This window comes from Bradyrhizobium sp. AUGA SZCCT0176, from assembly GCF_018130145.1.
In the GTDB taxonomy this organism is placed as follows: domain Bacteria; phylum Pseudomonadota; class Alphaproteobacteria; order Rhizobiales; family Xanthobacteraceae; genus Bradyrhizobium.
This window is the reverse complement of record NZ_JAFCMB010000002.1, coordinates 1-24,816: the sequence shown is the minus strand read 5'-3', so window position 1 is coordinate 24,816 and position 24,816 is coordinate 1. Positions and strand designations below refer to the sequence as shown.

The 24,816-nt window shown below is 63.5% G+C and carries 25 protein-coding genes; 13 read left to right on the top strand and 12 right to left on the bottom strand.

From position 1 onward, the window contains the following. The first annotated feature begins 5 nt into the window (after nucleotides 1-5). Nucleotides 6-503 (top strand): hypothetical protein, encoded by a 498-nt coding sequence (locus JQ600_RS05105; protein WP_212264958.1) that lies wholly within the window; start codon nucleotides 6-8, stop codon nucleotides 501-503. A 187-nt stretch (nucleotides 504-690) separates the two neighbouring features. Here JQ600_RS05105 and JQ600_RS05100 read toward each other — a convergent pair whose 3' ends face one another. Then, nucleotides 691-2,565, bottom strand: a complete 1,875-nt coding sequence (locus tag JQ600_RS05100; RefSeq protein WP_212388552.1) for an ABC-F family ATP-binding cassette domain-containing protein — start codon at nucleotides 2,563-2,565, stop codon at nucleotides 691-693. A gap of 82 nt (nucleotides 2,566-2,647) precedes the next feature. Here JQ600_RS05100 and JQ600_RS05095 point away from each other — a divergent pair, with 82 nt between their 5' ends. The 3 genes from JQ600_RS05095 to JQ600_RS05085 all read left to right on the top strand — a co-directional run bounded on the left by JQ600_RS05095 (nucleotide 2,648) and on the right by JQ600_RS05085 (nucleotide 4,610). Further along, nucleotides 2,648-2,842 (top strand): hypothetical protein, encoded by a 195-nt coding sequence (locus tag JQ600_RS05095; RefSeq protein ID WP_212264781.1) that lies wholly within the window; start codon nucleotides 2,648-2,650, stop codon nucleotides 2,840-2,842. 445 nt (nucleotides 2,843-3,287) lie between these two features. Continuing rightward, on the top strand, nucleotides 3,288-3,710 hold the full coding sequence (gene ndk, locus JQ600_RS05090) for a nucleoside-diphosphate kinase (protein ID WP_192740707.1): 423 nt from the start codon (nucleotides 3,288-3,290) through the stop codon (nucleotides 3,708-3,710). Between the two features lie 60 nt (nucleotides 3,711-3,770). After that, nucleotides 3,771-4,610, top strand: a complete 840-nt coding sequence (locus tag JQ600_RS05085; protein WP_212264780.1) for a TerC family protein — start codon at nucleotides 3,771-3,773, stop codon at nucleotides 4,608-4,610. A 158-nt stretch (nucleotides 4,611-4,768) separates the two neighbouring features. Here JQ600_RS05085 and ppx read toward each other — a convergent pair whose 3' ends face one another. The 4 genes from ppx to JQ600_RS05065 form a co-directional block, all read right to left on the bottom strand. After that, a complete protein-coding gene (ppx, locus tag JQ600_RS05080; RefSeq protein WP_212388547.1) occupies nucleotides 4,769-6,271 on the bottom strand; it encodes an exopolyphosphatase in 1,503 nt (500 codons plus the stop codon). 27 nt (nucleotides 6,272-6,298) lie between these two features. Beyond that, nucleotides 6,299-8,497, bottom strand: a complete 2,199-nt coding sequence (locus JQ600_RS05075) for an RNA degradosome polyphosphate kinase (protein WP_212464422.1) — start codon at nucleotides 8,495-8,497, stop codon at nucleotides 6,299-6,301. Nucleotides 8,498-8,658: 161 nt separating this feature from the next. After that, complete coding sequence (locus tag JQ600_RS05070; RefSeq protein WP_212388542.1) at nucleotides 8,659-9,336, bottom strand: chromosomal replication initiator DnaA; 678 nt, start codon at nucleotides 9,334-9,336, stop codon at nucleotides 8,659-8,661. A gap of 88 nt (nucleotides 9,337-9,424) precedes the next feature. Continuing rightward, complete coding sequence (locus JQ600_RS05065) at nucleotides 9,425-9,967, bottom strand: CDP-alcohol phosphatidyltransferase family protein (RefSeq protein ID WP_192740702.1); 543 nt, start codon at nucleotides 9,965-9,967, stop codon at nucleotides 9,425-9,427. Nucleotides 9,968-10,126: 159 nt separating this feature from the next. Between JQ600_RS05065 and purM the strand changes: the two genes are divergently transcribed. Together purM and purN are read left to right on the top strand one after the other, a co-directional pair. Continuing rightward, nucleotides 10,127-11,200 carry a phosphoribosylformylglycinamidine cyclo-ligase gene (gene purM, locus JQ600_RS05060; protein ID WP_212388539.1) on the top strand — a complete coding sequence of 358 codons (1,074 nt, stop codon included), beginning with the start codon at nucleotides 10,127-10,129 and terminating at the stop codon, nucleotides 11,198-11,200. A 4-nt stretch (nucleotides 11,201-11,204) separates the two neighbouring features. Next, a complete protein-coding gene (gene purN / locus JQ600_RS05055) occupies nucleotides 11,205-11,855 on the top strand; it encodes a phosphoribosylglycinamide formyltransferase (protein ID WP_212489729.1) in 651 nt (216 codons plus the stop codon). Nucleotides 11,856-11,925: 70 nt separating this feature from the next. Here the strand turns inward: purN and JQ600_RS05050 are convergent, their stop codons facing one another. Continuing rightward, on the bottom strand, nucleotides 11,926-12,252 hold the full coding sequence (locus tag JQ600_RS05050) for a hypothetical protein (protein ID WP_212264774.1): 327 nt from the start codon (nucleotides 12,250-12,252) through the stop codon (nucleotides 11,926-11,928). A 136-nt stretch (nucleotides 12,253-12,388) separates the two neighbouring features. Beyond that, nucleotides 12,389-13,525 (bottom strand): DUF1720 domain-containing protein, encoded by a 1,137-nt coding sequence (locus tag JQ600_RS05045; RefSeq protein ID WP_212489728.1) that lies wholly within the window; start codon nucleotides 13,523-13,525, stop codon nucleotides 12,389-12,391. 79 nt (nucleotides 13,526-13,604) lie between these two features. Here JQ600_RS05045 and JQ600_RS05040 point away from each other — a divergent pair, with 79 nt between their 5' ends. The 4 genes from JQ600_RS05040 to JQ600_RS05025 all read left to right on the top strand — a co-directional run bounded on the left by JQ600_RS05040 (nucleotide 13,605) and on the right by JQ600_RS05025 (nucleotide 16,505). After that, the gene (locus JQ600_RS05040) at nucleotides 13,605-13,778 is read left to right on the top strand and encodes a hypothetical protein (RefSeq protein ID WP_212388530.1); all 174 of its coding nucleotides are present in this window, start codon (nucleotides 13,605-13,607) and stop codon (nucleotides 13,776-13,778) included. 79 nt (nucleotides 13,779-13,857) lie between these two features. Further along, a complete protein-coding gene (locus JQ600_RS05035) occupies nucleotides 13,858-14,847 on the top strand; it encodes an AraC family transcriptional regulator (protein WP_212388527.1) in 990 nt (329 codons plus the stop codon). Nucleotides 14,848-15,058: 211 nt separating this feature from the next. Beyond that, on the top strand, nucleotides 15,059-16,192 hold the full coding sequence (locus tag JQ600_RS05030) for an autotransporter outer membrane beta-barrel domain-containing protein (protein WP_212388524.1): 1,134 nt from the start codon (nucleotides 15,059-15,061) through the stop codon (nucleotides 16,190-16,192). A gap of 136 nt (nucleotides 16,193-16,328) precedes the next feature. Further along, nucleotides 16,329-16,505, top strand: a complete 177-nt coding sequence (locus JQ600_RS05025) for a hypothetical protein (protein ID WP_212264770.1) — start codon at nucleotides 16,329-16,331, stop codon at nucleotides 16,503-16,505. Nucleotides 16,506-16,514: 9 nt separating this feature from the next. On the opposite strand, the gene rnd is transcribed toward JQ600_RS05025, so the two are convergent. Both rnd and JQ600_RS37200 read right to left on the bottom strand, forming a co-directional pair. Continuing rightward, complete coding sequence (rnd, locus tag JQ600_RS05020; RefSeq protein ID WP_212264769.1) at nucleotides 16,515-17,672, bottom strand: ribonuclease D; 1,158 nt, start codon at nucleotides 17,670-17,672, stop codon at nucleotides 16,515-16,517. Nucleotides 17,673-17,882: 210 nt separating this feature from the next. Beyond that, entirely contained in the window at nucleotides 17,883-18,008 is a 126-nt protein-coding gene (locus JQ600_RS37200; RefSeq protein WP_283813420.1) for a hypothetical protein, read from the bottom strand. Nucleotides 18,009-18,241: 233 nt separating this feature from the next. On the opposite strand from JQ600_RS37200, the gene JQ600_RS05015 reads away from it, so the two are divergent. Next, nucleotides 18,242-18,937, top strand: a complete 696-nt coding sequence (locus JQ600_RS05015) for a hypothetical protein (protein WP_212388522.1) — start codon at nucleotides 18,242-18,244, stop codon at nucleotides 18,935-18,937. 191 nt (nucleotides 18,938-19,128) lie between these two features. On the opposite strand, the gene JQ600_RS05010 is transcribed toward JQ600_RS05015, so the two are convergent. Continuing rightward, entirely contained in the window at nucleotides 19,129-21,324 is a 2,196-nt protein-coding gene (locus JQ600_RS05010) for a PAS domain S-box protein (RefSeq protein WP_212388520.1), read from the bottom strand. 338 nt (nucleotides 21,325-21,662) lie between these two features. Between JQ600_RS05010 and JQ600_RS05005 the strand changes: the two genes are divergently transcribed. Then, nucleotides 21,663-22,952 (top strand): ABC transporter substrate-binding protein, encoded by a 1,290-nt coding sequence (locus JQ600_RS05005; protein WP_249135714.1) that lies wholly within the window; start codon nucleotides 21,663-21,665, stop codon nucleotides 22,950-22,952. 386 nt (nucleotides 22,953-23,338) lie between these two features. Here JQ600_RS05005 and JQ600_RS05000 read toward each other — a convergent pair whose 3' ends face one another. Further along, a complete protein-coding gene (locus tag JQ600_RS05000) occupies nucleotides 23,339-23,569 on the bottom strand; it encodes a hypothetical protein (RefSeq protein WP_212388518.1) in 231 nt (76 codons plus the stop codon). Between the two features lie 80 nt (nucleotides 23,570-23,649). On the opposite strand from JQ600_RS05000, the gene JQ600_RS04995 reads away from it, so the two are divergent. Further along, the gene (locus JQ600_RS04995) at nucleotides 23,650-23,808 is read left to right on the top strand and encodes a hypothetical protein (RefSeq protein WP_212388516.1); all 159 of its coding nucleotides are present in this window, start codon (nucleotides 23,650-23,652) and stop codon (nucleotides 23,806-23,808) included. A 185-nt stretch (nucleotides 23,809-23,993) separates the two neighbouring features. Here JQ600_RS04995 and JQ600_RS04990 read toward each other — a convergent pair. Continuing rightward, nucleotides 23,994-24,816: VCBS domain-containing protein (locus tag JQ600_RS04990; RefSeq protein ID WP_212489727.1), on the bottom strand; the 823-nt coding region annotated here is incomplete at its 5' end.

Genomic DNA, 24,816 nt, shown 5'->3' with positions numbered 1-24,816 from the left:
TGGCGTTGCTTCTGCTCGGTCCCGTGATCGCGGGCTGCAGCGGCGCGCCCGACCTGCTTTCGAAGGATGCCGATTGGTTTTCGCGTCCCAGCCGCATCTTCATCAAAAACATTTCGATCGAGACGCCGCCGCTCACGCCAGACAAGCCGGTCACGGCGGAAGATCTTGTCTCCGCCGACGGCGCCTGTCCGGGGATGGCGCCGCCGCCCGGTGCGGCCGACGCCAATGCGCAGGCGGGTAGCAATCCGCCGCCCTCGACGAGCGGTACCGTCGCACTTGGCCATACCGAATGCGACGTGGTGCGCGGCATCGGCGCGCCCGACAACGTCAACTTCTCCAACAACGGCCGCGGCGATCGCGTTGCTATCGTTACCTATTCGCGCGGCCAGCGCGCCGGCATCTACACGTTCACCGCCGGACGTCTGTCGTCGATCGAGCGCGGGCCCGAGCCGGTGCAACAGCCGAGGGGCGCCAAGCCGAAGCGAAAGCCGGCAGCGACGTAGTCATCTGCCTCAGGGCATCATGAAGCCGTAGGGTGGGCAAAGGCGCATCAGCGCCGCGCCCACCGCCTTCCATTTTTGCGATCTTGATGGTGGGGACGCGGAGCCTGTCATCGGGCGCGCGTTCGCGCGACCCGTTGGCTTTGCCCATCCTGCGCACTACGCACCAATCGCGTAGCAATAGGCTTGGCTAACCCGTCGCCTCGTCATATTGCGAACTCGCCTCCAGCCAGTCTTCCTCAGCGCGCTGTAGCGCGCTGGCTGCACCGGCGCGGGCCTTGCTGAGCTGGGCGGCCTGCTTCGGATCGCGCGTGAACAGGTCCGGCAGCGCGAGCGCGGTGTCGATCTTGGCGAGGATGCCGTTGATGCGCGCGATCTCGGCCTCGGCCTCGGCGATTTTCTGCCGCAGCGGCGTGCGCTTTTCACTTTTGCCGCGTTCGGGCTTTGCGTTTTCCTTCGCGCGCTCATTGCCACGGTCGCGCGAAGCGGGTCTGACGTCGCGGATCGACAGCACCATCCGCCGATAATCGTCGAGATCGCCGTCATAGGTCGTCACTGTCTGGTTGGCGACCACCCACAATTGATCGGCGCAGGCTTCGATCAGATAGCGGTCATGCGAGACCATGATGACGGCGCCGGGAAATTCATTGATGGCTTCGGCCAGGGCGGCGCGGCTGTCGATGTCCAGATGGTTGGTCGGCTCGTCCAGGATGATCATGTTGGGGCCGTAGAACGTCGCGAGGCCGAGCAGCAGCCGCGCCTTCTCGCCGCCCGACAGGCTCTTCACCAGGGTGTCGCCGGCCTTGCCGGAAAATCCGATGGCGCCGACCCGCGCGCGCACCTTGCTCTCGGGCGTCTCGGGCATCAGCTTGCGGACATGGTCGTAGGGCGAGCCATCGAGGTTGAGTTCGTCGACCTGATGCTGCGCGAAATAGCCGACCGACAGTTTTTCCGCACGCGTGATCCGCCCCGAGAACGGCGGCAGCTTGTTCGCGAGCAGTTTTACAAGTGTCGATTTGCCGTTGCCGTTCGATCCCAAGAGCGCGATGCGATCTTCGGTGTCGATCCGCAGCGTGACGCGGTTGAGCACGGGCTTTTTGGGATCGTAGCCGACCGAGACGTCATCGACCGCGATGATCGGCGGCGACAGCATCTTTTCAGGCGTCGGGAATGAAATCTCGCGCACGTCCTGCGTCACCAGCGCCGTGACCGGCTTCATCCGCTCCAGCATTTTCACGCGCGACTGGGCCTGGCGCGCCTTGGATGCTTTCGCCTTGAAACGGTCGACGAACGCCTGCAGCCGCTTGCGCTCGTCCATCTGCCGCTTGGCGTGCTTGGCGTCGAGCATCTCGCGCGTGGCGCGCTGCTCCTCGAACGACGAATAGGTGCCCTTGTAGAGGGTCAGCTTGCCGCGATCGAGATGCAGGATCTGGTCGACCGACGTGTCGAGCAGATCGCGATCATGGCTGATCACGACCACCGTGCGCGGATAATTCGCCAGATGGTCTTCCAGCCAGAGCGTGCCTTCGAGGTCGAGATAGTTGGTGGGCTCGTCCAGCAGCAGCAAATCGGGCGCCGCGAACAACGTCGCGGCGAGTGCGACGCGCATGCGCCAGCCGCCGGAGAATTCCGAACAGGGGCGGGCCTGATCCGCGGTCGAGAAGCCGAGGCCCGAGAGGATCGCCGCGGCGCGGGCAGGCGCCGAATGCGCATCGATATCGACCAGCCTGGTCTGGATCTCGGCGATCCGGTGCGGATCGTCGGCAATCTCGGCTTCCTGCAACAACGCGTCGCGCTCCAGGTCGGCCTTCAGCACGACGTTGATGAGGCTTTCCGGCCCGTCGGGTGCTTCCTGCGCAAGGCTGCCGATGCGCCAGCGCGGAGGTATCGAGATGCTACCGGATTCGGTCGGCAGATCACCGCGAATCGCGTGAAACAGCGTTGATTTCCCGACGCCGTTGCGGCCGACAAAGCCGACGCGCGCGCCGGGCACGATCTGTACCGAGCTGTCCTCGATCAAAAGCCGTCCGGCAATCCGGATCGAGATATCTGTGATTGAAAGCATGCGGCCTTGTCACCGGACCCGCCGCCAAACGCAACCGATTTATCTGACGAACAGGCTCTCCTGAGCCTCCCGATACAGGTTAATGCCGCTCGTTCTCGCGCCGGCGGAGCTCATTGATCAATTGCTGCAATCGGGGCGAGAGTTCGGTTTCCGGACGCATATACTGCTGCAAGCGTTCGCCGACGGCATCGCAGATCGATTGCGAAGTCCGGTGATCGATCTGCTCGAAAACGGGATTGATTCGGCTATCCATGGCGAGTTCCAGCGTCGCTTTTGAGTAAATCTGAGTAAGTTGCTGCAGGATCAAGTCACGAGGCTGCGATTTGTTTCCGGTTGCAGAACTCCTATGCATGCATCTGAAACGAGCCGAAAAAGCGCAGTCCCACTGGTTCCCTGAATGGCCGGGGGCCATAGCGGGCCCGCCGAAGCGGATGCGGGCCTACTCCCAGCGAAGCCCCGGCAATGCAATGCGATCGATTGCGAAACGCGATCATCCGATCGCGAAGCGTGATCGTCTCCGCGAGGTTTCGGCGCGGAAAACGCGCCATCCGTGAGCTCGCTTCGGATCGGCCCGCAAGACGCCCGATCCGGGGGCGGGCAGGGGGCTGGCCAGCGAAAACGCGTCAAAACTGCGCGATAGCGCGGCATTGGGTCGCTTGCCGTCGCAGGACTGCGCCGATATAAGCCCCCAACTCCCAATCAGTGTTTGTAAGGACGTAACTATGGCGATGGAACGCACTTTCTCGATCATCAAACCCGACGCGACCGAGCGCAATCTGACTGGCGCCGTCAACGCGTTGATCGAGAAGGCGGGTCTTCGGATCGTGGCCCAGAAGCGCATTCGCATGACGCGCGACCAGGCTGAAACCTTTTACGCGGTCCACAAGGCGCGTCCGTTCTTCGGCGAACTGGTCGACTTCATGACGTCGGGCCCGGTCGTGGTGCAGGTGTTGCAGGGCGAGGGTGCGGTGCTGAAATATCGCGACGTGATGGGCGCCACCGATCCGTCGAAGGCGGCCGAGGGCACGATCCGCAAGGTTCACGCCAAGTCGATCGGCGAGAATTCGGTGCATGGTTCGGACGCGACGGAGACGGCCGCGATTGAAATCGCGCAGTTCTTCTCCGGCAACGAAATCGTCGGTTAATTCAAAACGAGCGGCGCGCGAGCGCCGCCCAGGACGGCCAAGCGCCGGGGGGAGCATGCTGTGAACTGGGTGCTGCAAATTTTCGATCCGGCGACGATCTCGACTTTCTTCACGCAGTTCCAGGCCGAGATGCAGCAGCCCGCCTTCTGGGTCGCGCTCGGCAAGATCATGTGGATCAACATCCTGCTGTCGGGCGACAATGCGCTCGTCATCGCGATGGCGTGCCGCGGGCTGCCGCCGCGCCAGCGGTTCTGGGGCATGATCCTCGGCGCCGGCGTCGCCGTTGGGCTGCGCATCATCTTCACCGGCATCGTCGTGTCGCTGATGGCGCTACCGTTCCTCAAGCTGGTCGGCGGACTGGCGCTGCTCTACATCGCGGCCAAGCTGTTGGTGCCCGAAGATGAAGGTGAGGGCGACGTGCACGCGGCGGCGCACCTGTGGGCTGCCGTGCGGATCGTGGCGATCGCCGACATCGTGATGAGCCTCGACAACGTGATCGCGGTCGCGGCGGCCGCCAATGGCAGCATTCCCCTGCTGGTGATCGGCCTTGCGATCAGCGTTCCCCTGATCGTTGCCGGTGCGGCGCTGATCATGGCGCTGCTGACGCGCATGCCGGCTCTGGTGTGGGCCGGTGCAGGCCTGCTCGGCTGGGTCGCGGGCGAGGTGATGGCCACCGATCCTGCCGTCGTTCCGCATTTGCGTGCGCTTTCCGACGGCCCGGTCGGCGTCCAGCTCGACAAGCTATTCGGCTGGACCGGCCTGCACTTCGCCAATGGCGGTCATGGCGCCGAGGTGGTGTGCGGGCTGATCGGCATCGCGATCGTGCTGGTGGTGGGATCGATGTGGCGCAAAAGCGCGCAGCAAAAACACGCCGCCGAGCACGCCGCCAAGGCGGCGTAGGTGTTCAGACAGCGGATTGCGTAGCGAACGGCTCGCATCGCGAAAACGGTAACGCCCGGGAATCTCCCGGGCGTTTTTTATGTGAGCTTGGCGTTCTCGGCGATCCGTCGCATCCCTGCTTGGGGCCGCTGTGCAATGAGACAGGGATAATTCTGTCTTTACCGCCGCACGATCGAGCCGGAGCGTCCGACCAGCCGCGCCAGTTGCTTGAAGCGGCTGCCGACACGGTCGGCGACCAGATCGACCATCCGGTGCTCGAACACCAGCATCAGCTTGCGGCCCTGGCTGCGGAAATGCGTCGCGGGCAGCACGCCGGTTCGCGCCGCCGAGATCAGATGCGCAACGCGGAACGCCGCGCCCAGCATTCTGGCGCGTTCGTCCATCGCCGGAGGCACCAGCTCGCGAATGCGCGCCGGCGGTTCGTTTTCCTCGCTGAGACCGGCGTAGCGATAAAACACCGACAGCGCGACAAAGGCGCGGCCCTGGTGGCTGATCGAGCCGAAATTGCCGTTGGTGATCAGGCTCAGCGTCTCCTCGCCGCGATGGTCCGGATGCACCCGCCAGCCGATGTCGGACAGCAGGCATGCGGCGTGGCGCAGCCGCCGTTCCTCGACGGTTTCGCGCAGCTTGACGACCCTGACCAGACGATCGGTCCACGAGACCAGTTCTTCGGCATGGCGGGCGGACCGCGACAACAGCTGGTTCAGCGTTTGCGCGGCGCAGATAAATCCATCGAGGGCGCGCTCGGATGGTGGCAGCTTTTCATACAGCAGCCCCTCGCGCACGCCGAAGGTCGAGAACACGATGGTCTTGGGCCTGGCAACGCGAATGATGTGTTCGAGCACCAGCGCCGCGTAGGTCAGCAGCGGCCGCCGCGCGTCGGAGATCATCTCGATATTGGCCAGCATGTTGGCCGCGGCCAGCCGCCTCAGCCGCTGCGCGAAGTCGAGCGCTTCCGCCGCCGGGATCGAATAACCGTGCATCACCCGCAGCGGGTAGTCGCTCTGGATGATGTGGATGCGCGCCAGCGCGCGCCAGGTGCCGCCGACCGCATAGAAGGTGCGGCCGCGGCCGGCCTTGAGCTGGGCGACGTCGGACAGTTCGTCCCGGACGATTCGGTCGGCGCGTTTCAGCGATTTGTCCGACAGATCCTGCAGCGCCAGGCTGCCGAGCGGCAGCGTGACGCCGCTGCGGACGCGGTTGCGGTGCACGTCGATCAGTTCGAGCGAACCGCCGCCGAGATCGCCGACGATGCCGTCGGGATTGTGCACGCCGGACACGACGCCGAGCGCCGACAATTTGGCCTCGCGCGGTCCCGACAGGATTTGAATGGGGGCGCCGCAGATGCGCTCGGCCTTGGCGATGAAGTCGGGGCCGTTGGAGGCGTCGCGGCAGGCCGCCGTGGCGATCGCATAGACGCGGCCGACCTTCTGGATCTTGCACAACGCGCGAAACCGCCGCAGCGCGGTCAATGCCTTGGCGACGGCGTCGGTCGCCAGCAGCCCGGTGGTCTGGACCTCGCGGCCGAGCCCGCACAGCGCCTTCTCGTTGAAGATCGTGACGAGGCTGCGCGCCATCGTTTCATAGACGACGAGACGAACCGAGTTCGAACCGATATCGATGACGGCGACGCTGGATGCGCGCTTGCGCGGCCGCTTCACCGCCAATCCCCCATATGACGTAACCCGCTAGGACGAATGCTGACGCTCATTACGGCGCGTGAGGCGGCGCGGCGAAGATTCCTTGAGAGACTTTCCACGGCCTGACAGACTCGGATTCGTCATGAAGTAGTTGTGCAGATTGAACGGCTCTTCGCCTTTCGCGGCCTTCATACGCGTTGAAGACCCGTCCGGCAACAATTGCCAGCTTTGCTCGGTATCCTTCAGGTTCGCGACCATGATCTGTTCGAGAACCTGCTGATGAACCGTGGGATTTTGCAGCGGACAGAGCACCTCGACGCGGCGGTCCAGGTTCCGCGGCATCATGTCGGCGGACGAGATATACACAGCAGCTTTTGTGCTCGGCAGGCCTTGACCCATGCCAAAGCAGTAGATTCGGCCGTGTTCGAGGAACCGGCCGATGATGGATTTGACGCGGATGTTCTCGGAAAGTCCGGGCAGCCCGGGCCGCAGGCAGCAGATGCCGCGCACCACGAGCTCGATCGCGACGCCGGCCTGCGAGGCCTCATACAGCGCATCGATGATGTCGGGGTCGACCAGCGAGTTCATCTTCATCCAGATCGCGCCGGGCTTGCCGTGGCGGGCGTAATTGGATTCACCCTTGATGTGTTCGATGATGCGGTTGCGCAGCGTCAGCGGCGACACCGCCATGCGCTCGATGTCGCTGGGTTCGGCGTAGCCGGTGATGTAGTTGAATACCCGAGCCGCATCGCGCCCGATGATCGGGTCCGAGGTGAAGTAGGACAGGTCGGTATAGATGCGCGCGGTGACCGGGTGATAATTGCCGGTGCCGGTGTGGACATAGGTGGTGAGGTTGCCGCCCTCGCGGCGCACCACCATCGACAATTTGGCGTGGGTCTTCAGTTCGATGAACCCGTACACCACCTGCACGCCGGCGCGTTCGAGGTCGCGCGCCCAGCGGATATTGGCTTCCTCGTCGAACCGCGCCTTCAGCTCGATCAAGGCGGTCACCGACTTGCCGGCTTCGGCGGCTTCGGCCAGCGCGCGCACGATCGGCGAGTTATTCGAGGTGCGGTAGAGCGTCTGCTTGATGGCGACCACGTCGGGGTCGCGGGCGGCCTGTTGCAGGAACTGCACGACGACGTCGAAGGATTCGTAGGGGTGATGGACCACCAGATCCTTCTGCCGGATCGCAGCGAAGATATCGCCGCCATGGTCGCGCACGCGCTCGGGATGGCGCGGCACATAGGGCACGAATTCGAGGTCGGGCCGGTCGAGCCGCGTCAGCTGCGACAGCTCGTTCATCGCCAGCACGCCGTCGACCAGGAAAATCTCGTCGTCGGCGGTGGACAGCGCTTGCTGCACGAAGGCGCGAAGCTCCTCCGGCATCTTGGCTTCGATCTCGAGCCGGATCACCGATCCGCGCCGCCGCCGCTTCAGCGCGGTCTCGAACAGGCGGACCAGATCCTCGGCCTCTTCCTCGATTTCCAGTTCGGAATCGCGGATGATGCGGAAGGCGCCCTGGCCCTTGACGGTATAGCCGGGGAACAGGCGGCCGATGAACAGGCCGGTGGCCTGTTCCAGGGTGATCAGGCGTACCGCGCCGTCCTTGCCCGCGGGCATGCGGATGAAGCGGTCGATCTTGCCGGGCATGCGGATCAGCGCGTTCATCGGCTTGCCGTCGGCGACCCGCGACAAATGCAGCGCGATCGTGAAACCAAGGCTCGGGATGAACGGGAAAGGGTGCGCCGGATCGATGGCGAGCGGCGTCAGCAGCGGGAAGATGTTATGGAGGAAGTGATCCTCGATCCAGCTCCGCTCGGCCTTGGTGACGTCATGGCCATCGACCAGAATGATCCCGGTCTTGGACAGAATGGTGCGCAGGTCGCTCCAGATCGCCTGCTGATCCGAGGCGAGTTCCGAAACCGTCTTGTTGATGGCGACGAGCTGCTCGGACGGGGTCAGGCCGTCGGGGCTGCGTTCGGCGATACCTTCACGGACCTGCGCCTTGATACCGGCGACACGGACCATGAAGAATTCATCAAGGTTATTGGCTGAAATCGACAGGAACCGGACCCGCTCCAGCGTGGGGTGGCCGGGATTGACCGCTTCCTCGAGCACGCGGCGATTGAAGTGCAGCCAGGACAGCTCGCGATTGATGAACCGCTCCGGGCTGGTGGCGATGGCCAGTGGCGCTTCGGCAACTGCGTCTTTTTCTGTTATTTCAATAGCTTGTGCCGAGTCCATGAAGTTTCGGTCCATCTCAGTTGGAGCGCAGCGCCAGTTTAGGCGGATGCCGTGCGCACCATGTGATAGTTGGATGACGTTTCGATGACATTGATGTTCCGCCCGCCGCCGCCGTCAAGGCGGCGGGGGCGTGACATGGCGCGCAGCGGCAGCAGCGCCCGTCAGGCGTTGCGCAGCAATTCGGCTGCCAGCGCCCGGGTCACCGGCCGGCCGAGCCGCAGCGCCTCGCTATCCAGCAGGTCGATGGCCTGGCGCGCAGCCGCATAGGATCGCTCGATCCGGCTGGCGAGATAGCTCACGACAGTCTCGTCGATGCTCAGCTGCCGGTCGGCGCAGAATTTGACGATCAGGCTGCGGAACAACAGATCGTCGGGCGGCAATAGCGGCACCGTCGGCACCGCGCGTAGCCGCGACCGCAGATCGCGCAGCTCGACCTCGAACGCCGATGGCGCCATCCGCGCCGTCATCAGAATGAAGGCTTCGTCTTCCCGCCCCAGATTCATCAGGTGGAACATCGCACGCTCGTCGAAATCCCCCGGTTTCAGGTCCTCGACCACCAGCGCCCCCGTCGCAAGCGCGCCGGGTACGGCGGTGGGCGTCAAAGCGTGTGCGGATATCGAGCGGGCGCCGGCTTGCTCGGCCCAGATCGCGGCGAGATGGCTCTTGCCGGAGCCTTCCGGGCCTACCAGCAGCATGATGCGGTTGGGCCAGTCGGGCCAGCTTTCGATCAGCGCCAGGCCCGCCTCATTGGCTGGCCCTTCCAGAAAATTGTCGCGGGTCAGGCTTTCTGCATGCGGCAGCGCAAAGGCAAGCTGACGGGGTTGAACGCGAACTGCCACGCAAGTCTCCGGAACCATGGCGTTTTCAAGCGAAGTGGGTACCGGTTCGCGTGAGGACGCGTCAAACAAAACGCTTCAAACAAAACGCCTATTTGGCCTCGATCGTACTCATGTGCCGCACCCACTCCACGAGATAGAGGGAGACGGAAACCAAAGTAAAGACCGTAACAAAGCCCATCAGGATCAGGTCGTATGGCGTCGGCTTGAAGTTGAAGCCGAGCGACGCCAGCACCAGGGCGGCGAACGCCACCTGCGCCACCGTGTTGAGCTTCGAGACCATCAAGGGTTTCATCGGGATAGGCTTGTCGAACAACCATGACACAATCACGGCGGTGACGATCATGATGTCGCGCGACACCACCAGGATCACGATCCACAGCGGCACCGCGCCCCAGATTCCGAGCGAGACGTAGATCGAGACCAAAAGCGCCTTGTCGGCGAGGGGATCGAGCAGGGCGCCAAGCTCGCTGGTCATATTGAAGCGCTTGGCGAGGAAACCGTCGACGGCGTCGCTGACACCGGCAATCACGAAGATAGCGAACGCGATCTCCATCTGCCTCGAGGCGATCGCCCAGACGATAATGGGCACCAGGATGATGCGACCCAGTGTAATGATATTCGGAATATTCAACTCGGTCGCTTCCCGGCTACCGGCCTAATTGCGTAACAGATCCGGCCCTTTGCGGGGCGGGCCGGTTGTTATCTACATAGTATATCGACCCCGCGCTTGCGAGCCATTGCAGGATCGCCGAAATCCTCGTAACCAGCCGTCTTCTGACGGGAATTGAGCATGATCGACCGCAAAAACGGGCTCACTTACGCCGATTCGGGCGTCGATATCGATGCGGGCAATCGCCTCGTCGATCTCATCAAGCCGATGGTGCGTGCCACCGCCCGCGCCGGCGCCGACGCCGAGATCGGCGGCTTTGGCGGGCTGTTCGACCTCAAGGCAGCCGGCTTCACGGACCCGGTGCTGGTGGCCGCGACCGACGGCGTCGGCACCAAGGTCAAGATCGCGATCGAGACCGGCCTGCACGGCGGAATCGGCATCGACCTGGTGGCGATGTCGGTCAATGACCTCGTGGTGCAGGGCGCCGAGCCGCTGTTCTTCCTCGACTATTTCGCCTGCGGCAAGCTCGATCCGGAAGCTGCGGCTGCCATCGTGGCCGGCATTGCCGAGGGCTGCAGGGAGTCCGGCTGCGCCCTGATCGGCGGCGAGACCGCGGAAATGCCTGGCCTCTACAAGGACGGCGATTACGACCTCGCGGGCTTTGCTGTGGGGGCTGCCGAGCGCGGCACGCTGCTGCCGAGTTCAGACATTGCGATCGGCGACGCCGTGATCGGTCTTGCCTCCTCGGGCGTGCATTCCAATGGCTTCTCGCTGGTTCGGAAAATCGTTGAAAACACCGGCCTCGGCTTTGACGCCCCGGCACCGTTCTCGCCCGTCATGACGCTCGGCGGCGCGCTGCTGGCGCCGACGCGGCTCTATGTGAAATCGTGCCTGCGCGCGATCCGCGAAACCGGCGCCATCAAAGGCCTCGCCCACATCACCGGCGGCGGCTTCACCGACAACATTCCGCGCGTGCTGCCGAAGCATCTCGGGGTCGGCATCGATCTGGCGCGGCTGCCGGTATTGCCTGTCTTCAAATGGCTGGCCGAGCAGGGCGGCATCGCCGAGCTCGAATTGTTGCGCACCTTCAACTGCGGCATCGGCATGATCGCGATCGTCAAGCCGGAAGCGATCGACAGGGTCACCGAAATCCTCACCGAGGGCGGCGAGACTGTCGCCCTGCTCGGTGAAGTGATCGCGGCGGAAGGCGAGCATCGCGTGGTCTATAACGGTCATCTGGACCTGTCGCGGTGACGCCGTGAAGCGCCGCGTCGCCATTCTGATCTCCGGGCGTGGATCGAACATGGCCGCGCTGATCGACGCGGCCAAAGCACCGGATTTCCCGGCGGAAATCGTCACCGTGATTTCCAACCGCGCCGATGCCGGTGGCCTGGAAAAGGCTGCTGCGAGCGGCATTCCCACGACCGTGATCGAGAGCAAGCCGTTCGGCAAGGACCGCGCAGCCTTCGAAGCGGTGCTGCAGCGGGCGCTCGATGAAAAGAATGTCGAGCTGATTTGCCTTGGCGGATTCATGCGGCTGTTCACCGCCGAATTCGTCAAACGCTGGTACGGCAAGATGCTCAACATCCATCCCTCGCTGCTGCCGTCCTTTCCGGGCCTCGATCCGCACGGCCAGGCGCTGACGACCGGCGTGAAGATTTCAGGCGCCACCGTGCATTTCGTGATCCCGGAAACCGACGCGGGGCCGATTGTGATGCAGGGCGCGGTCGCGGTGGCCGATGGCGACACCGCCACGACGCTGGCTCAGCGCATCCTCGGCATCGAGCACCGCATCTATCCCGAAGCGCTGCGGCTGCTCGCCAGCGGCAAGGTCCGCCTCGAAGGCGACATCTGCAGGATTTCGGGACAGGCCGCGCCGGACGGAACCCTGATCTGGCCCGCGGTGTGATGCGGCGCTTGTGGCCCGCTGCGGGATACCGCATCGAGCCACGACGATTCAGCGCGGCGCGGGCGGCTGGCTAACGGGCAGGCGCTGCGGCGGGCGGCCAGCGCTGGTCAAGCGGCGCCGGGGGCTCTGGCGGGGGCACGCTGGCGCGCTGTGCCGGCGCTGGTTTGGGCCGGGCGGCGGCTAGGGGCGGCGCAGGTGCGGGGCCTGCAAAACAACTGATCGAGCCGATCGTGGTCGAACCATATTGCACGTAACCGCTGGTCTGCTGCGGCGAATGTGGCGCATTGATCGGCAGATAGACCATGCAGATCGTGCCGTCGACTGGATCGCGCAATCGCTGGATGACGGTATCTTTCAACGGCCCTCCGAATTGCCGCTCGATCTGCATGGTCGGCATCTTGCTCCAATCCACCGGCTGGGCGTGCGCAAGCGGCGGCGACAGCGCAAGGCTTGCCGCACACACGCGCCATGTGGACAGGGCGCGCCGCCGGCCCTGCGTTCGTCGACTTCGCCGCATCGCTGAATATCGCTGCTCAGAATTCAGCGGCCATGCCGACACGGCCGATATGTTCGGTGCCGCCGCCGTTCGAATAGCTGCCGAACAGCACGGTCGGCGCCGGGGTGTTGAGGCGATACGCAAGCCCGAGGCCCGCGCCATAGGCGTCTCGATAGGCGCCGCCGGTCGCCGATACCGTGAGCTTGCCTGCGGCGGAAGGCATCACGACGGGGGCGAGTGCTGCGCTGGCTGCGATGCCGCGGCGCGCTTCGGTGCGGTTGGCATCGACCTGGCTTTGCACGCCATTGAGCTGGGTTTGCAGCCCGGTGACCTGACTTTGCAGGCCGGTAACCTGGCTCTGCAGCCCGGTGGCCTGGGTCTGCAGCCCCGCGGCCTGCGACTGGAAATTCGCCGTCGCGCTGTTGAGCTGGCTGATATTCGCAGCGTCCGTCGCGCTGACGCCGGCGGCGACATTGGTGACGCGCCGCTCATTGCCGGCGGAGCCGACGGAGACCGTATTGGCGGCGGTGGCGGTCGAATTGGCGCCGATTGCGACGGAGTTGGTGGCGGTGGCGGAGGCGTTGACGCCGACCGCAACGGCGCCGGTCGCCGTGGCGTTGGCGCTGGTGCCAAATGCCGCGCTGTTGACCCCCGATGCGGCACTGTTGGCGCCGGCGGCCACGCTGTTGGTTCCGGATGCGGTGCTGTTGTAGCCCAACGCCGCGCTTTCCTGACCGCCGGCATTGGCGCCGCGGCCGACCGCCGTCGCGCTGGCGGCGCCTGCCGTCGCGTCGGTGCCGAAAGCCGCGGCATAATTGAAGTTTGCGGTTGCGCCCGTGCCAAAGGCCGAAGCACTGGTGGCGGTCGCACTGGCACCGGTACCGACCGCCACGCTTTCGCCGGCAGCGGTATTGGCGTTTGCGCTCGACCCGATCGCGATCGAGCCGGTGGTGCTCGATGCGTTGACGCCGATGGCGATCGAACCGGCGCCGGAGGCGTGCGCTCCGAGGCTGCCGGTGCCGCTCGCTGCAATCGCGCCAACGCCGGTGGCGAACGCGTTGTTGACCTCGGCGCCGCTGTAGGTGACGCCGTCCTCGGCGGCAAGCGCGCTCGAGATCGGCAATGCCATGGCGCCAATCAATGCGAGGATCGCAGGCGTTGCAAACTTGATCATAAATACCCCTGAAATTTCCTGTCTCCCGCAGGGCTTATTCGACTGAGGGCAAACCGTCGTATCCCCGGCGGCATTGGTTATGAACAGGATGGCACCGGCCAGGCAATTTCATCTGATGTTGCGGATGCGTCACAGGAAAGCGGCGGCGGCGACGGGAAAACATGAACTGCATGGCGCTAACGGCACCTCAGGGGAGCGCCTCGATGCGCAGCGATCGCTCGGTATCGGTGTTCACGCGATGTTTGTGCGTTGAACTTTATCTTCTGGCCGCTGACCTATGATGAAGCCAGCCGCGTGGGACCCAAGAACATCATGGATGACGCAAGAACAGTATGAATAAGGTCGTTTTCTCTACCGATGATTTGTCCACTGAACTCGACGACAACGGGCGGTTCAAGCTCTGGAGAGAGCTTCATAGCGACCTCTATTGCGCGTTCGACTATTCAAGGCTCAACGACTCCGTGTTTTCGGCGCGCTATCAATTCTCCCAGTACGGAAACGTGAGGACCAGTCGGTTCAGCAGCGGTGCGATCAATGGGTTAGCGCGAACGCCGCGGCACATTGCGAACGACACCACTGAACTCTTTGCCTTCACGTTCAATCATGCCCGCGAATCGGTATCGATACGATGCGAGTTGACGAACCGTGAATGCATCATGGCGCCTGGCGGGGCAACATTTTATACCGCAGACAACGCAGGCATATGTCAAAGCAAGGCCGGGTTGAAATCGACGACCGTCGCAGTGGCACGCCAAAATCTCATTGAACTGGTTGCCGATCCGGACGATCTCATTCTCAGTCAATTCGACCTGAACAATCCGACGCTCCGGCATCTGGCGCGATATCTCGACATCATCCAGGAGCCGAACGACGATGGCGGCAATCCATTGGATGCGCACATCGAGACGACCTTTCTGGATCTCTTTGCGCTCGCGCTCGGCGCACGCCGCGACGTGACTGAAGTTGCCCGCAACCGCGGGCTGCGCGCTGCCCGCCTGCAAGACGTTCTCCTCACGATCCGGAAAGGATTCTCCGATCCGGCCTTCTCGTCGGAACGGGCGGCCCGCGCTCTCGGCGTATCGCGCCGCTATGTCAACGACCTGCTTTCCGAGACCGGCAACTCCTTCGCCGCGCGCGTCCTGGAGTTGCGCCTGCAAAAGGCACGCATGATGCTGGCCGATCACCGCAACGATCGCCTCAAGATCGACGAGGTCGCGTTCGCCTGCGGCTTCAACGAGGTGTCGTATTTCCACCGCTGCTTCCGCCGCCGCTTCGGCGCGTCGCCGGCGCAATATCGTGGCAGTGGGGGCGGGGACGCCTAGTTCCGTTTCGCCCGTCTTGGACCAGGCCAGTGCCGCCCAGTGCCACCCAGTGCAAGGTACTGTGGCCGCCGAACAACAGCGGCTTCTATTCGGTCCCTGGTGAGGCCCGTAAGCGATTGACGCTGTGCACGAACTGGGCGCAAATCCGGGCTTGCTGACCGGCATGTCGTGCACTGTTTTCGAGCGGGCGCTTTCTTCGGGAATGAAATTGATGCGCTGCGCATCGCGAGCGGAGAGGATCGGGGGCGGTCGCGCTTTGGCGCGACTGGCGGCGATCGCGTTCGTGCTCGCGTTCGGCGTGTCTTCCGCGCAGGCACAGCTGACGCCGACACCGACCCCCACGCCAACACCGACGGCCTCGCCCACACCATCGCCGTCCCCGACGCCGCAGATGATCAACTCAGCGGTGTCGTCGACCGCGACCATCACCAACCTCGGCAGCAATTTCCTGGAACGGTTCGGCACCACCAGCGGCTTCAGCCGCATGATGCGGACCAATCCCGGCGGCGGCGGCGCCTCCGAGGCTGCGGAAACACCGCGCTACCGGACCTGGTTCGAGGGCTATGGCATTTCGGCCAACAACGGTCCGCTCGGGTTTTTCGTCGGCGACACCCGCAAGACCTGGGGCGGCGTCGCCGGCATCGGCGCGCGCATCGCAACCGGCGTCAATGTCGGCTTCTCCGTCGACCAGAGCCGCACCGACATCGACGTGCCGCTGGCGTTGCAGTCGGCCAGGATCGACCTGACCCAGTTCGGCTTCAATGCCTCCGTGGATGCCGGGCCGTGGACCTGGGCCAGCGTGATCGTGCACGGTTTTGGCAACGTCAATTCGCGCCGCGATACCGGTTTGGGTTTCGCGACTGCCGGCTACAACGCCATGCTCGACGGCGTGCTGAGCGAAATCAGCTACTACTGGTCCAAGGACCAGTACCGCATCGTGCCCAAGGGCGCGGTCGAATATGTCCACGCCCAGACCGGAGCGTTCCAGGAGTTCGGCGGCCTCGATCCGGTGACGGCAACGGGCGCGACGGTGCAGCGCTTCCGCGTGCTTGTTGGTGCCGAGGTCGGGCATTACTGGATCTTCGATCAGAAGATTTTGGACCTGTCGGCCTATGGCAAGTTCGTCAACAACGTCGTGCAGAATTTCTCCGACACCACGGTGAGCCTCGGCGCCCAGAGCGTGACCTTCCAGGGCATCGGCGAAAGCCAGTACGGCGCGGATGCCGGCGCCTCGGCCTCGCTCAGCCTGACCAACACCGCGCGCCTCTACATCAACTACGACGCCAAATTCCGCGCCGCGATGCAGTCGCACCAGGGCACGTTCGGCCTTGAACTGAAGTGGTGATTTTTCCTTCTCCCTCGCAAGCGGGGTCGAGACGAGCGAAGCTCGCTCTTAGAGGTTAGGGAAGCCATGGAGCGGGCGTCATTGAAACAACGCGCCTTCGCGCGTACAATTTCTCGCTCACCGTGGAGAAATCGAAATGGCGAACAAAGACGGCCATGGGCAAGCCAGCGACCCGCGTGAATTGACGCTCGATGAGCTCGACAACATCTCGGCCGGGCACGGCGTTGTCATCCCGCCTCAGGGCTTCGACAAACTCGAAACCCAATCGCCACCGCCGAAGCCGGTGAACCCGGTAGGAACCAAGATTATTTAGGCCGCGCGCCTAAACCGCCTTATCCCGATCGACCCTGACCACGCGGCCTTTTTCGATCGCGAGCGCCAGCCTGCCGTGCTTCAGCGACAGCGCCGCTTCGCCGAACAATTCGCGGCGCCAGCCATGCAGTGCGGCGACGTCGGCCTGATCGTCGGCCGCGATCTGCTCGAGGTCGTCGACGGTCGCGATCACCTTGCTGGCCACCGCATGACGCTCCGAGGTCATTCGCAGCAGCACCTTCAGGAGTTCGACGATCGCAGCGCCATTCGAATTGCCGCGCGGCTTTTCGAGCTTCGGCAAGGTCGCAGGATCGCGCGCGATGCCGCGTTGTACGGCGGCGACGATGTCGCTGCCCCATTTGGAGCGGTCGAAACCCTTCGGCAGCGAGCGCAGATTGGCGAGACGCTCCAGCGAGGTCGGCGCATGGGTGGCGATGTCGCCGACCGCGTCGTCCTTCATCACGCGGCTGCGCGGCACGTCGCGGCTCTGCGCTTCCTGTTCGCGCCAGGCTGCGACTTCCATCAGCACGGCCAATTCCTTGGGCTTGCGCACCCGCGTCTTCAGCCGCTCCCAGGCGCGCTCGGGATGGAAATCATAGGTCTTTGGCGAGGTCAGGACTTCCATCTCCTCGCTGACCCATTCGCTGCGGCCGCGCTTCTTCAAATCGGCGTCCAGCGCCGCGAACACGTCGCGCAAATGGGTGACGTCGGAGACCGCGTAATGCATCTGGTCTGCGGTCAGGGGCCGGCGCGACCAGTCGGTGAAGCGATGCGTCTTGTCCGGGCGGTGGCCGGTGATGCGCTCGACCAGCGCGTCATAGGCGATGCTGTCGCCATAGCCGAGCACCATCGCCGCCACCTGCGTGTCGAAGATCGGGTGCGGAATGGTGCCGGACTGATGCCAGACGATCTCGATGTCCTGCCGCGCGGCATGGAACACCTTCAGGACCGCCTCATTGCCCATCAATTCGAAGAACGGCTTGAGGTCGATGCCCTCGGCCAGCGTGTCGATCACGACGGCTTCGTCCGCGCTGGCCATTTGCACGACGCAGAGCAGGGGATAATAGGTCGTCTCGCGGAGGAACTCCGTGTCGACGGTGATGACCGGGTGCTTGGAGAGGCGATCGCAGGCAGCCGCGAGGTCGGAAGTGGTGGTAATCAGATCCATGAACAGTCCATGACGCTTACGACAGGCGTTCGGCCGAAAGCGCTGGTATGTCAAGGGTCTTTGGGCAAATTTTGGCCCGGAATAGGAGGCACAGCACCGCTTTCTGCGTGCGCTTTGCGGCAGGACGCGCTTGGGGCGAGCCCTGCAAACGGTGGTTCCGGCCAAGGATCCCAGGTCGAAGCCAGGTCGAAGCCAGGCTGGCCGGAAGAATTACTCGTAGCGGGCGCGCTTCGACGGCCGGCGCCCCGAGGGCAGTGCGAGCACGATGAGGCAGAGCGCGACCATCATCAGCCCGATGAATTCGATGGCAAAGACGTTCAACGAAAAGCCGTCCACGGCAATCACTCCCCAGTACGGTCGTTAGAATTGTCGGGAGTGGATTGAGGGGATGTTAATCGAAATGGTTAAGCGCCGGGTCCGTCCGGCAATGGTGGATGGGCGCTTAAGAAGCGGGGTTAACGGGCGGAGGCGAATGCAACTTTGGGGCGAAGCGAATTGTCAATGAAGCTGCGCCATGTATGGGCGATGGAAGGGCAGACAGTCTCGCTCACATCGCATGGGCTATTTGAATGAAACGGCTGGGCATTACGATCTTGCTGATCGCCGGCGTTGTCGTGCTCTGGATGACGGCCTTTCCGAGCGTCACCGTACGATATCGCTTGACGCTTGAAGTGGAGTTGAACGGCGAACGAAAAACCGGTTCGAACGTCAGCGAGGTCTCCTACCGGAAGAATCCACAATTCCTGGGCGCTTCCGCCAGTATGGTTGCGGAGGTTCGTGGTGAGGCCGTTTGGGTCGATCTGGGTGAGCGCGACACCTTGCTCGCGCTGCTCGCGCCGGGCGGGGATCAGCGGAGGCCGGAGTACGTCCTGCCGGTGCTCTACGGTGTTACGAGCGGGGGTGTCGGGGTGGAAGAACTCGGCCGTATTGGCGCGTTGGAGGGCCGGCGCGAGGTCCCGCTCGGGTCAGTGCCACCCATGGTGAGGCTTCGAAACGTGAATGACCCGAAGAATGTGGAATTGGTTGCCCCGGCGGGACACGGATTGAAGCTGGTGCGAGCGACGATTGAAATCGTCGATGCCGGATATTGGCCGCTAAATCAGATCGGCCTTTCCGGCGTTCCGATTTCTCACAAGCTCCGGGATGAAATTCCATGGCTGGACGACAGTTCGGGCACAGAAACATTTTGGCGATCTCTCTACGGCGCGGGATTTCAATCGAATGGGTCGGTCGAGCCTCGCAGGCTCTTGATTAGCGGACGCTGAAAAGGATGGGCGGAGCCCTTTGCGAAACCCAATCCCCTTAGTAAGCGAGCCCGCACGAGCGCAGCGGTATGCGGAATGAGATCTCGGTAAGGAAGCGGACGAGGGAAGCGGGCTGTTGGGCTTCCGCTAACGCCCGCGATCGCAGCAGGCGCTTTCGCCGCCGAGGACGGCTCGCTCCCCGGACCAGCATTTCATACCGCCTGCATTGGGCCGGCGTGCTCGGCAGCAGCGGTCTCTTCGCGTTCCAAGGGCAGGGTGAAATGAAAGGCGGCGCCGCAAGGTTTATTCGCGTCGGCCCAAATCCGTCCCCCTTGCGCTTCGATGATCGAACGGCAGATGCTTAGTCCCATGCCGAGGCCACTGGATTTGGTGGTGAAGAATGCGTCGAAGAGGTGCTCGAGGCTCGCCGGATCCAGTCCCGGACCGGTATCCCGCAAGCTGACGTGCACGCCGTTCGAGGCATCTGCGGCAGTGCTAATCAGCAACTCCCGCGTCCCCTCGCTGGCGCCGTTCATCGCTTCGATGGCGTTGATGATCAAGTTGAGGATCACCTGTTGCAGCTGGACCCGGTCCGCCTGAATGAGCGGCAAGCCATCTGCGAGTTGCGTCCGCACCCAGACGCCGTTCTGTACTGCTTCGCCGCGGGTCAGGGCTATGACCTCGAGGATCGCCTGGTTGATCTCCAGGCGCTCCTTCCGCGGGGGAGCTTTCTTGATGAGGGCCCGGATCCAGCCGATGACGTCGCCGGCACGCTTGCCGTCACCCGTGATCTGACTGAGGATCTGCCGAACCTCGCCGAGGTTCGGTGGCTGAGCGCCTAGCCAGCGCAAGGCTGCCTGGGCGTTGAGCACGGTCGCGGCGATCGGCTGGCTGACTTCATGGGCGACCGAGGCCGTCAGCTGCCCCATCGTGGCGACGCGATTGGCGTGGGTGAGCTCCGCCTGCGCGGAGCGCAAGGCCTCTTCGGCCCGCTTGCGTTCGGTGATGTGCCGCCCGACGCCGCGGTAGCCGACGAAGCGCCCAGACTCGTCGAACATCGGCAGCCCCGAGACGGATACGTAACGCTTGCTGCCGTCGGGGGCAGGGCGCGCGAGTTCGAAATCACGGAACGGCAGGTGGGCATCGAGTGTCTGCCGGTGCTTGCGCCAGGCCTCTGCGTCGGGCTCCAGGTAAGGCACCTCCCAGCGCGTCTTTCCGATCTCGGCGCCCCACGCCGGCGCGTCAACAAGGTTCTCGGCGAACTCCTGGTGAGTAAAGCGATGCTGCGCGTCGGTCTCCCAGTACACGTCGAAGGAGAATTGCACGAGGGTGCGAAAGCGCTCCTCGCTTTGCCGCAGCGCCTCTTCCGCCCGCTTGCGCTCGGTCAGATCGAGGACAAAGCCAACACCTTGATTTGTACCTTCTTCGAACATCGCCCCGCCGATCAGCACGTGGACGCGGCTTCCGTCCTTCCGCAAGTACGCTTTCTCGAACGGTTGGGCCGTCCCGATCCGCTTCAACTCTGCCACGGTACGCGCGTCGCGGTCGCGCCATTCCGGCGGTGTCAGGGATGTCCGGTGCAGGCGACCCGCGGTGAGATCCTCCCGGTCGTATCCCACCATGCGGAGAAACTCGTCATTGGCCTCAAGAATGCGCCCGTCGACTTCCCAGATGATGATCCCGATGATGTTGGCGTCGACCAGGCGCCGGATCTTCCTGTCACGCTCTTCGATTTCGCTCTGGAGCTGGACGTTCTCCTCTGTCGCTTTTCGCCGGCGCCTCGCTTCGAACCGTGCGAGTGCCAGCGCTGCCGCCGCCAGGACCGCGACAACGACGACAGCCGTGGCGATCAGCCAGGCCTTGCGTTGTTCGAGTGCCTTGGCGCGCCTTTCCTGATCCACGCGCAGGAAGCGCTCGTGGTCCACCATCTGGTCGATTTGCGACCGGATCTCGTCCAGGCTGCGGATCATCGCCAGCGCTGCCGGCCCGGAGCTGGTTCGGGCAGTATTGACGATGTCATCGATCTCGCGCAGCTTTGCTGCAACGGTCAGCGCCAGATGTCCCGCACGATGGTTCTGCAATGGATCGCTCGCTACCAGAGCCTGGAGCGCGTGGGCGTCGCGGCGCACGCTTTCGTCGGAGACGCCGTAGGCCTTGAGATATGAGGGGTCCAGAGTCAGCAGATACCCGCGCCTTTGGGCCTCCACGTCGGCGATGACTGTCCGCAGCCGATCCAGCGTCTCGAGCACCTGGCGACCACGCTCGAACAAGAGATCTGCCGCTTGTCGCTCCTGCCAATATCTGAAGCCGAGAAACCCGGTCGCGACAACCACAGTTAGAAGAACCGCGACCACCAGCGCCAGCGGACGAGCAAACCACCGAGAGGACTGGCTTAGAGTGACTGACATTGGCCTGCTTCGATGCTCGCGTGAGCGATTATTTTCTGATGCCGACGCAGAACATTGCTAGTATAATGAAAACATAGCCGCGGTCCGCGGGATGCGACGGGAACCGGCAAGCTCCACCGTGCAGATTACACGCAAGGGGCCAGAACGTCACGGGTAAGGCCCCGACCGCTTGTTGTGAAGGCAGATCCCCCGGCAGGAGCAACCACATGGCTCCAAACCACTTGTCTCCAAACCATTTGGCTCCAAACCACTTGGCTACAGGTGAAAAGTTTCCGAGCAGTCCAAGCTCGGCCAGCCGGCGGAGCTTCGTCAAAGGATTGGGCGCGGCGGGGGCGACATTGCCGGCCCTCGCCATGCTGCCGCGGTGGGGTTTTGCGGAGGATGCCGCCGCGAGCTATGCCAGGGCTGCGATTGATTGGAAGCAATTTGCGGGGCAGACGATCACGCTCGCGGGCGCAATTCATCCCTGGTCGAACGCGATCACTCCGCTTTTGTGGGACTTCACCAAGCTCACCGGTATCATCGTCGCTACCGACTTCCGGTTGGAGACCGCGTATCTGGGCGCACTGCCGATACAGCTCAACCGTGGCAGCAGCACCCCCGACGTCTTCATGTGGACGACCTATGGCCAGGGCATCGCGGCAGGATGGCTCGAGCCGCTGAACGGGTATTATTCCGACAAGTCGCTGACTGATCTCGGCTGGTACGACGAGAGCGACCTTCTCAAGACCGCCCGCGCCTTTCCGCTGTGGTCGGACCGCGAACGTTACGCCGTCCCGATCACCTCCGAGGCGGTGACCTTGTTCCTCAACGGCGATGCGCGGGCAGCCAAGAATCTGCCGGTTCCCCAGACTTTCGAAGAACTGCTTGCCGGCGCCAAGACGCTCAAGACCAACGAGATGTCCGGGATTGCCATGCGGGCGCAGGCCGGCGGCAATTCGTCCGTGCCGGCCATGAGCTTCGTGTTCTCTTACGGTGGGCACATGGTCAAGGACAAGAAGGCCGCGTTCGCGAGCCCGGAGGCGATCGCGGCCGTCGAAATGTTCGGACAGCTGCTCAGCCAGGCCGGGCCGGTCGGCGTCGGCAGCTATGAATGGTACCACGTATTGGACGACTTCCTGCAGGGAAGGACGGCAATGGCCATCGACAGCAGCAACTTTGCGACCGACATCTCCAACCCGGCCAAGAGTCGCGTGACGAGGCAGGCTGAGTTTGCAGCTTTTCCGCATGCAGCCGGGCACGCATCCGTTCCCTTCATGTCGCACTGGCAGGCGTGCATCAATTCCAAATCGCGAAACAAGCGGGCCGCTTTCCTGTTTCTGATGTGGGCGACAAGTAAGGCGACCTCGCTGCAGACCGCAGCGGCGGGGCTCGCGACGACACGCCTGTCGGCCTGGTCGAGCGAGGGCTTCAAGAAGGCGTTCGGCCCGCAGGCCGCCGCAGCGGCGCTGACCAACTTGCAAAATGCCGACGTCGACCGCGCGAAGGCTATACTTTTCCATCCGCAATCGAGACCCATCATGGACGCCTTCATGATCGGCGTGAATGAAGTCGTCTCGGGAGCGAAATCGGCGAAGATTGCCATGACCGCCGCCGCCGAGAAGGCCAATGCGGTGATGCGCGGATAGTCAAGTCGGCTTTTGGGTTGCGGGCGCCCGGCATTCCCCACGCCCTCCATCAGGCGAGAGATTTGCAAAACCCGGGCGCGACGCGCGTTCGGCGAACGCTTGTCGCTCCACCCGTCCTACGGACTGCAGCATGGGTGGAAGCTTTGGCACTAACGCCGGCCGGAAAAAATATAGTGCCGCTCGGCGTCAATCCGTTCCGCCGTGAAAGCTGTCCATCCAATACCGCGTCTGTGCGTCGGTCCAACCGGGAACGGCATAGCCCTTGGTGGCAGCAACAGGTTGGGCCGAGCGCGACTGGCCCGCAGGCGATTTGGAGTGCTGCACCTTTGCGGCGTTGGCAGAAGCACAGAGGGCGATCAAAAGGCCCAAGGCCAAAACAGCGCGCATTACATTTGCTCCAGGCAAACCGTATTGTGCAGGTAATGCGCGGGCCGAGCCGTCGCAATCCGTAGCGGCTTCACGATTCTGTGGCGTTTGCGCCAAAACAGGTTGCGCCCTTCGCTGGCGGCCAAGGCCTGCGCGGGATCAAGATGGTGCGACAGCATCACGGATTCCGGTTTGATCGGGCCGTGCTCTACACCCGTTCCACGCACCGACTTGAGTGTGATGTCCGACACAGCGGCCTGGCGCGCCGCGGACTATCGATCTCTTACGAGTGGCGGGGACAGTCCTTCCACCGACAACGGGAGAGACTGATATGACAAAGCTGAACACTGAAGCGCGCGAACTGAATGTTGCCGAACTCGACTCCGTCTCGGGCGGATTCATCTGGATCCCGGTCGTCGTGGTTGCCTTCGCCACCGGCACCGCGATCCGCATGGGCATCGATGCGGTGGTCGACAAGGTCACCAAGTAAAAGCCACCAAGTAAAAGTCCTGCAGCGCCTTTCGGAGAAGCCTGGTTTCCTCGGAAGGCGCGCAGCAAGCAGCCTGCATCAGCGCAGCGATATACGGGATCCGTGTTTGCTGACTGTTTATCTCGCGCCTCGATGGGAATCGCCGGCATCTCCGGCACGACTTGACGCCACGGTTTCGGAAGCCATCACACCATCAGGTCGTGCGGCGCATGAAAAGCGGTGACGCTCGCCAACGGCTCCAGAGCGAAACCGAAATTGTCATCAGCGGGATTTCCTGACAGCGATTGCGCAAGCATTTGTGCTCCCGCCGACGTCGCCAGCTGTCCGTTGATTCCTGCAGCATCTTCGCTTTGGCTGATTGCAGCTTGGGCAAAGTCCACATCAAGGGGATCGATGACGTTTGAACCGCCAAAGCCGGAAATCTCGTCGTTGAACTGGAACGAGTCACCGGCGGCCGACGCCTTGAAGTCGAATCCGTCGCTGGTGCCGTAAATAGTGATCTTCACCACCTGGGCTGTGCCGTCGATGGTTGTGACCGTGAAGCTGTCGCAAAGGGTGTCGCAGCTATTGAGCGCCTCCACGGTGCAGTTCGCGTTGTCGAGCGTGTAGGTCCACACGCCGGCCGCCGTCATGGTGAAGGTGCCGTAGCCGCCCGCGCTCGCCTCCGGCCAGCAAACCGGCGTGAAGGTATTGGGCGTATTGTCGACGTCGGTGTCGGTGAGCATGCCGCACGCGTCCGGCTTACCATGATCATCACAACCAGCCTCGACCACACATCCGGCTGTGGTGCCGGAGATGACGGCCGGGTCGTTGGAGCCCTGGATGGTGACCTTCACCACCTGGGCGGTGCCGTCGATGGTTGTGACCGTGAAGCTGTCGCAAAGGGTGTCGCAGCTATTGAGCGCCTCCACGGTGCAGTTCGCGTTGTCGAGCGTGTAGGTCCACACGCCGGCCGCCGTCATGGTGAAGGTGCCGTAGCCGCCCGCGCTCGCCTCCGGCCAGCAAACC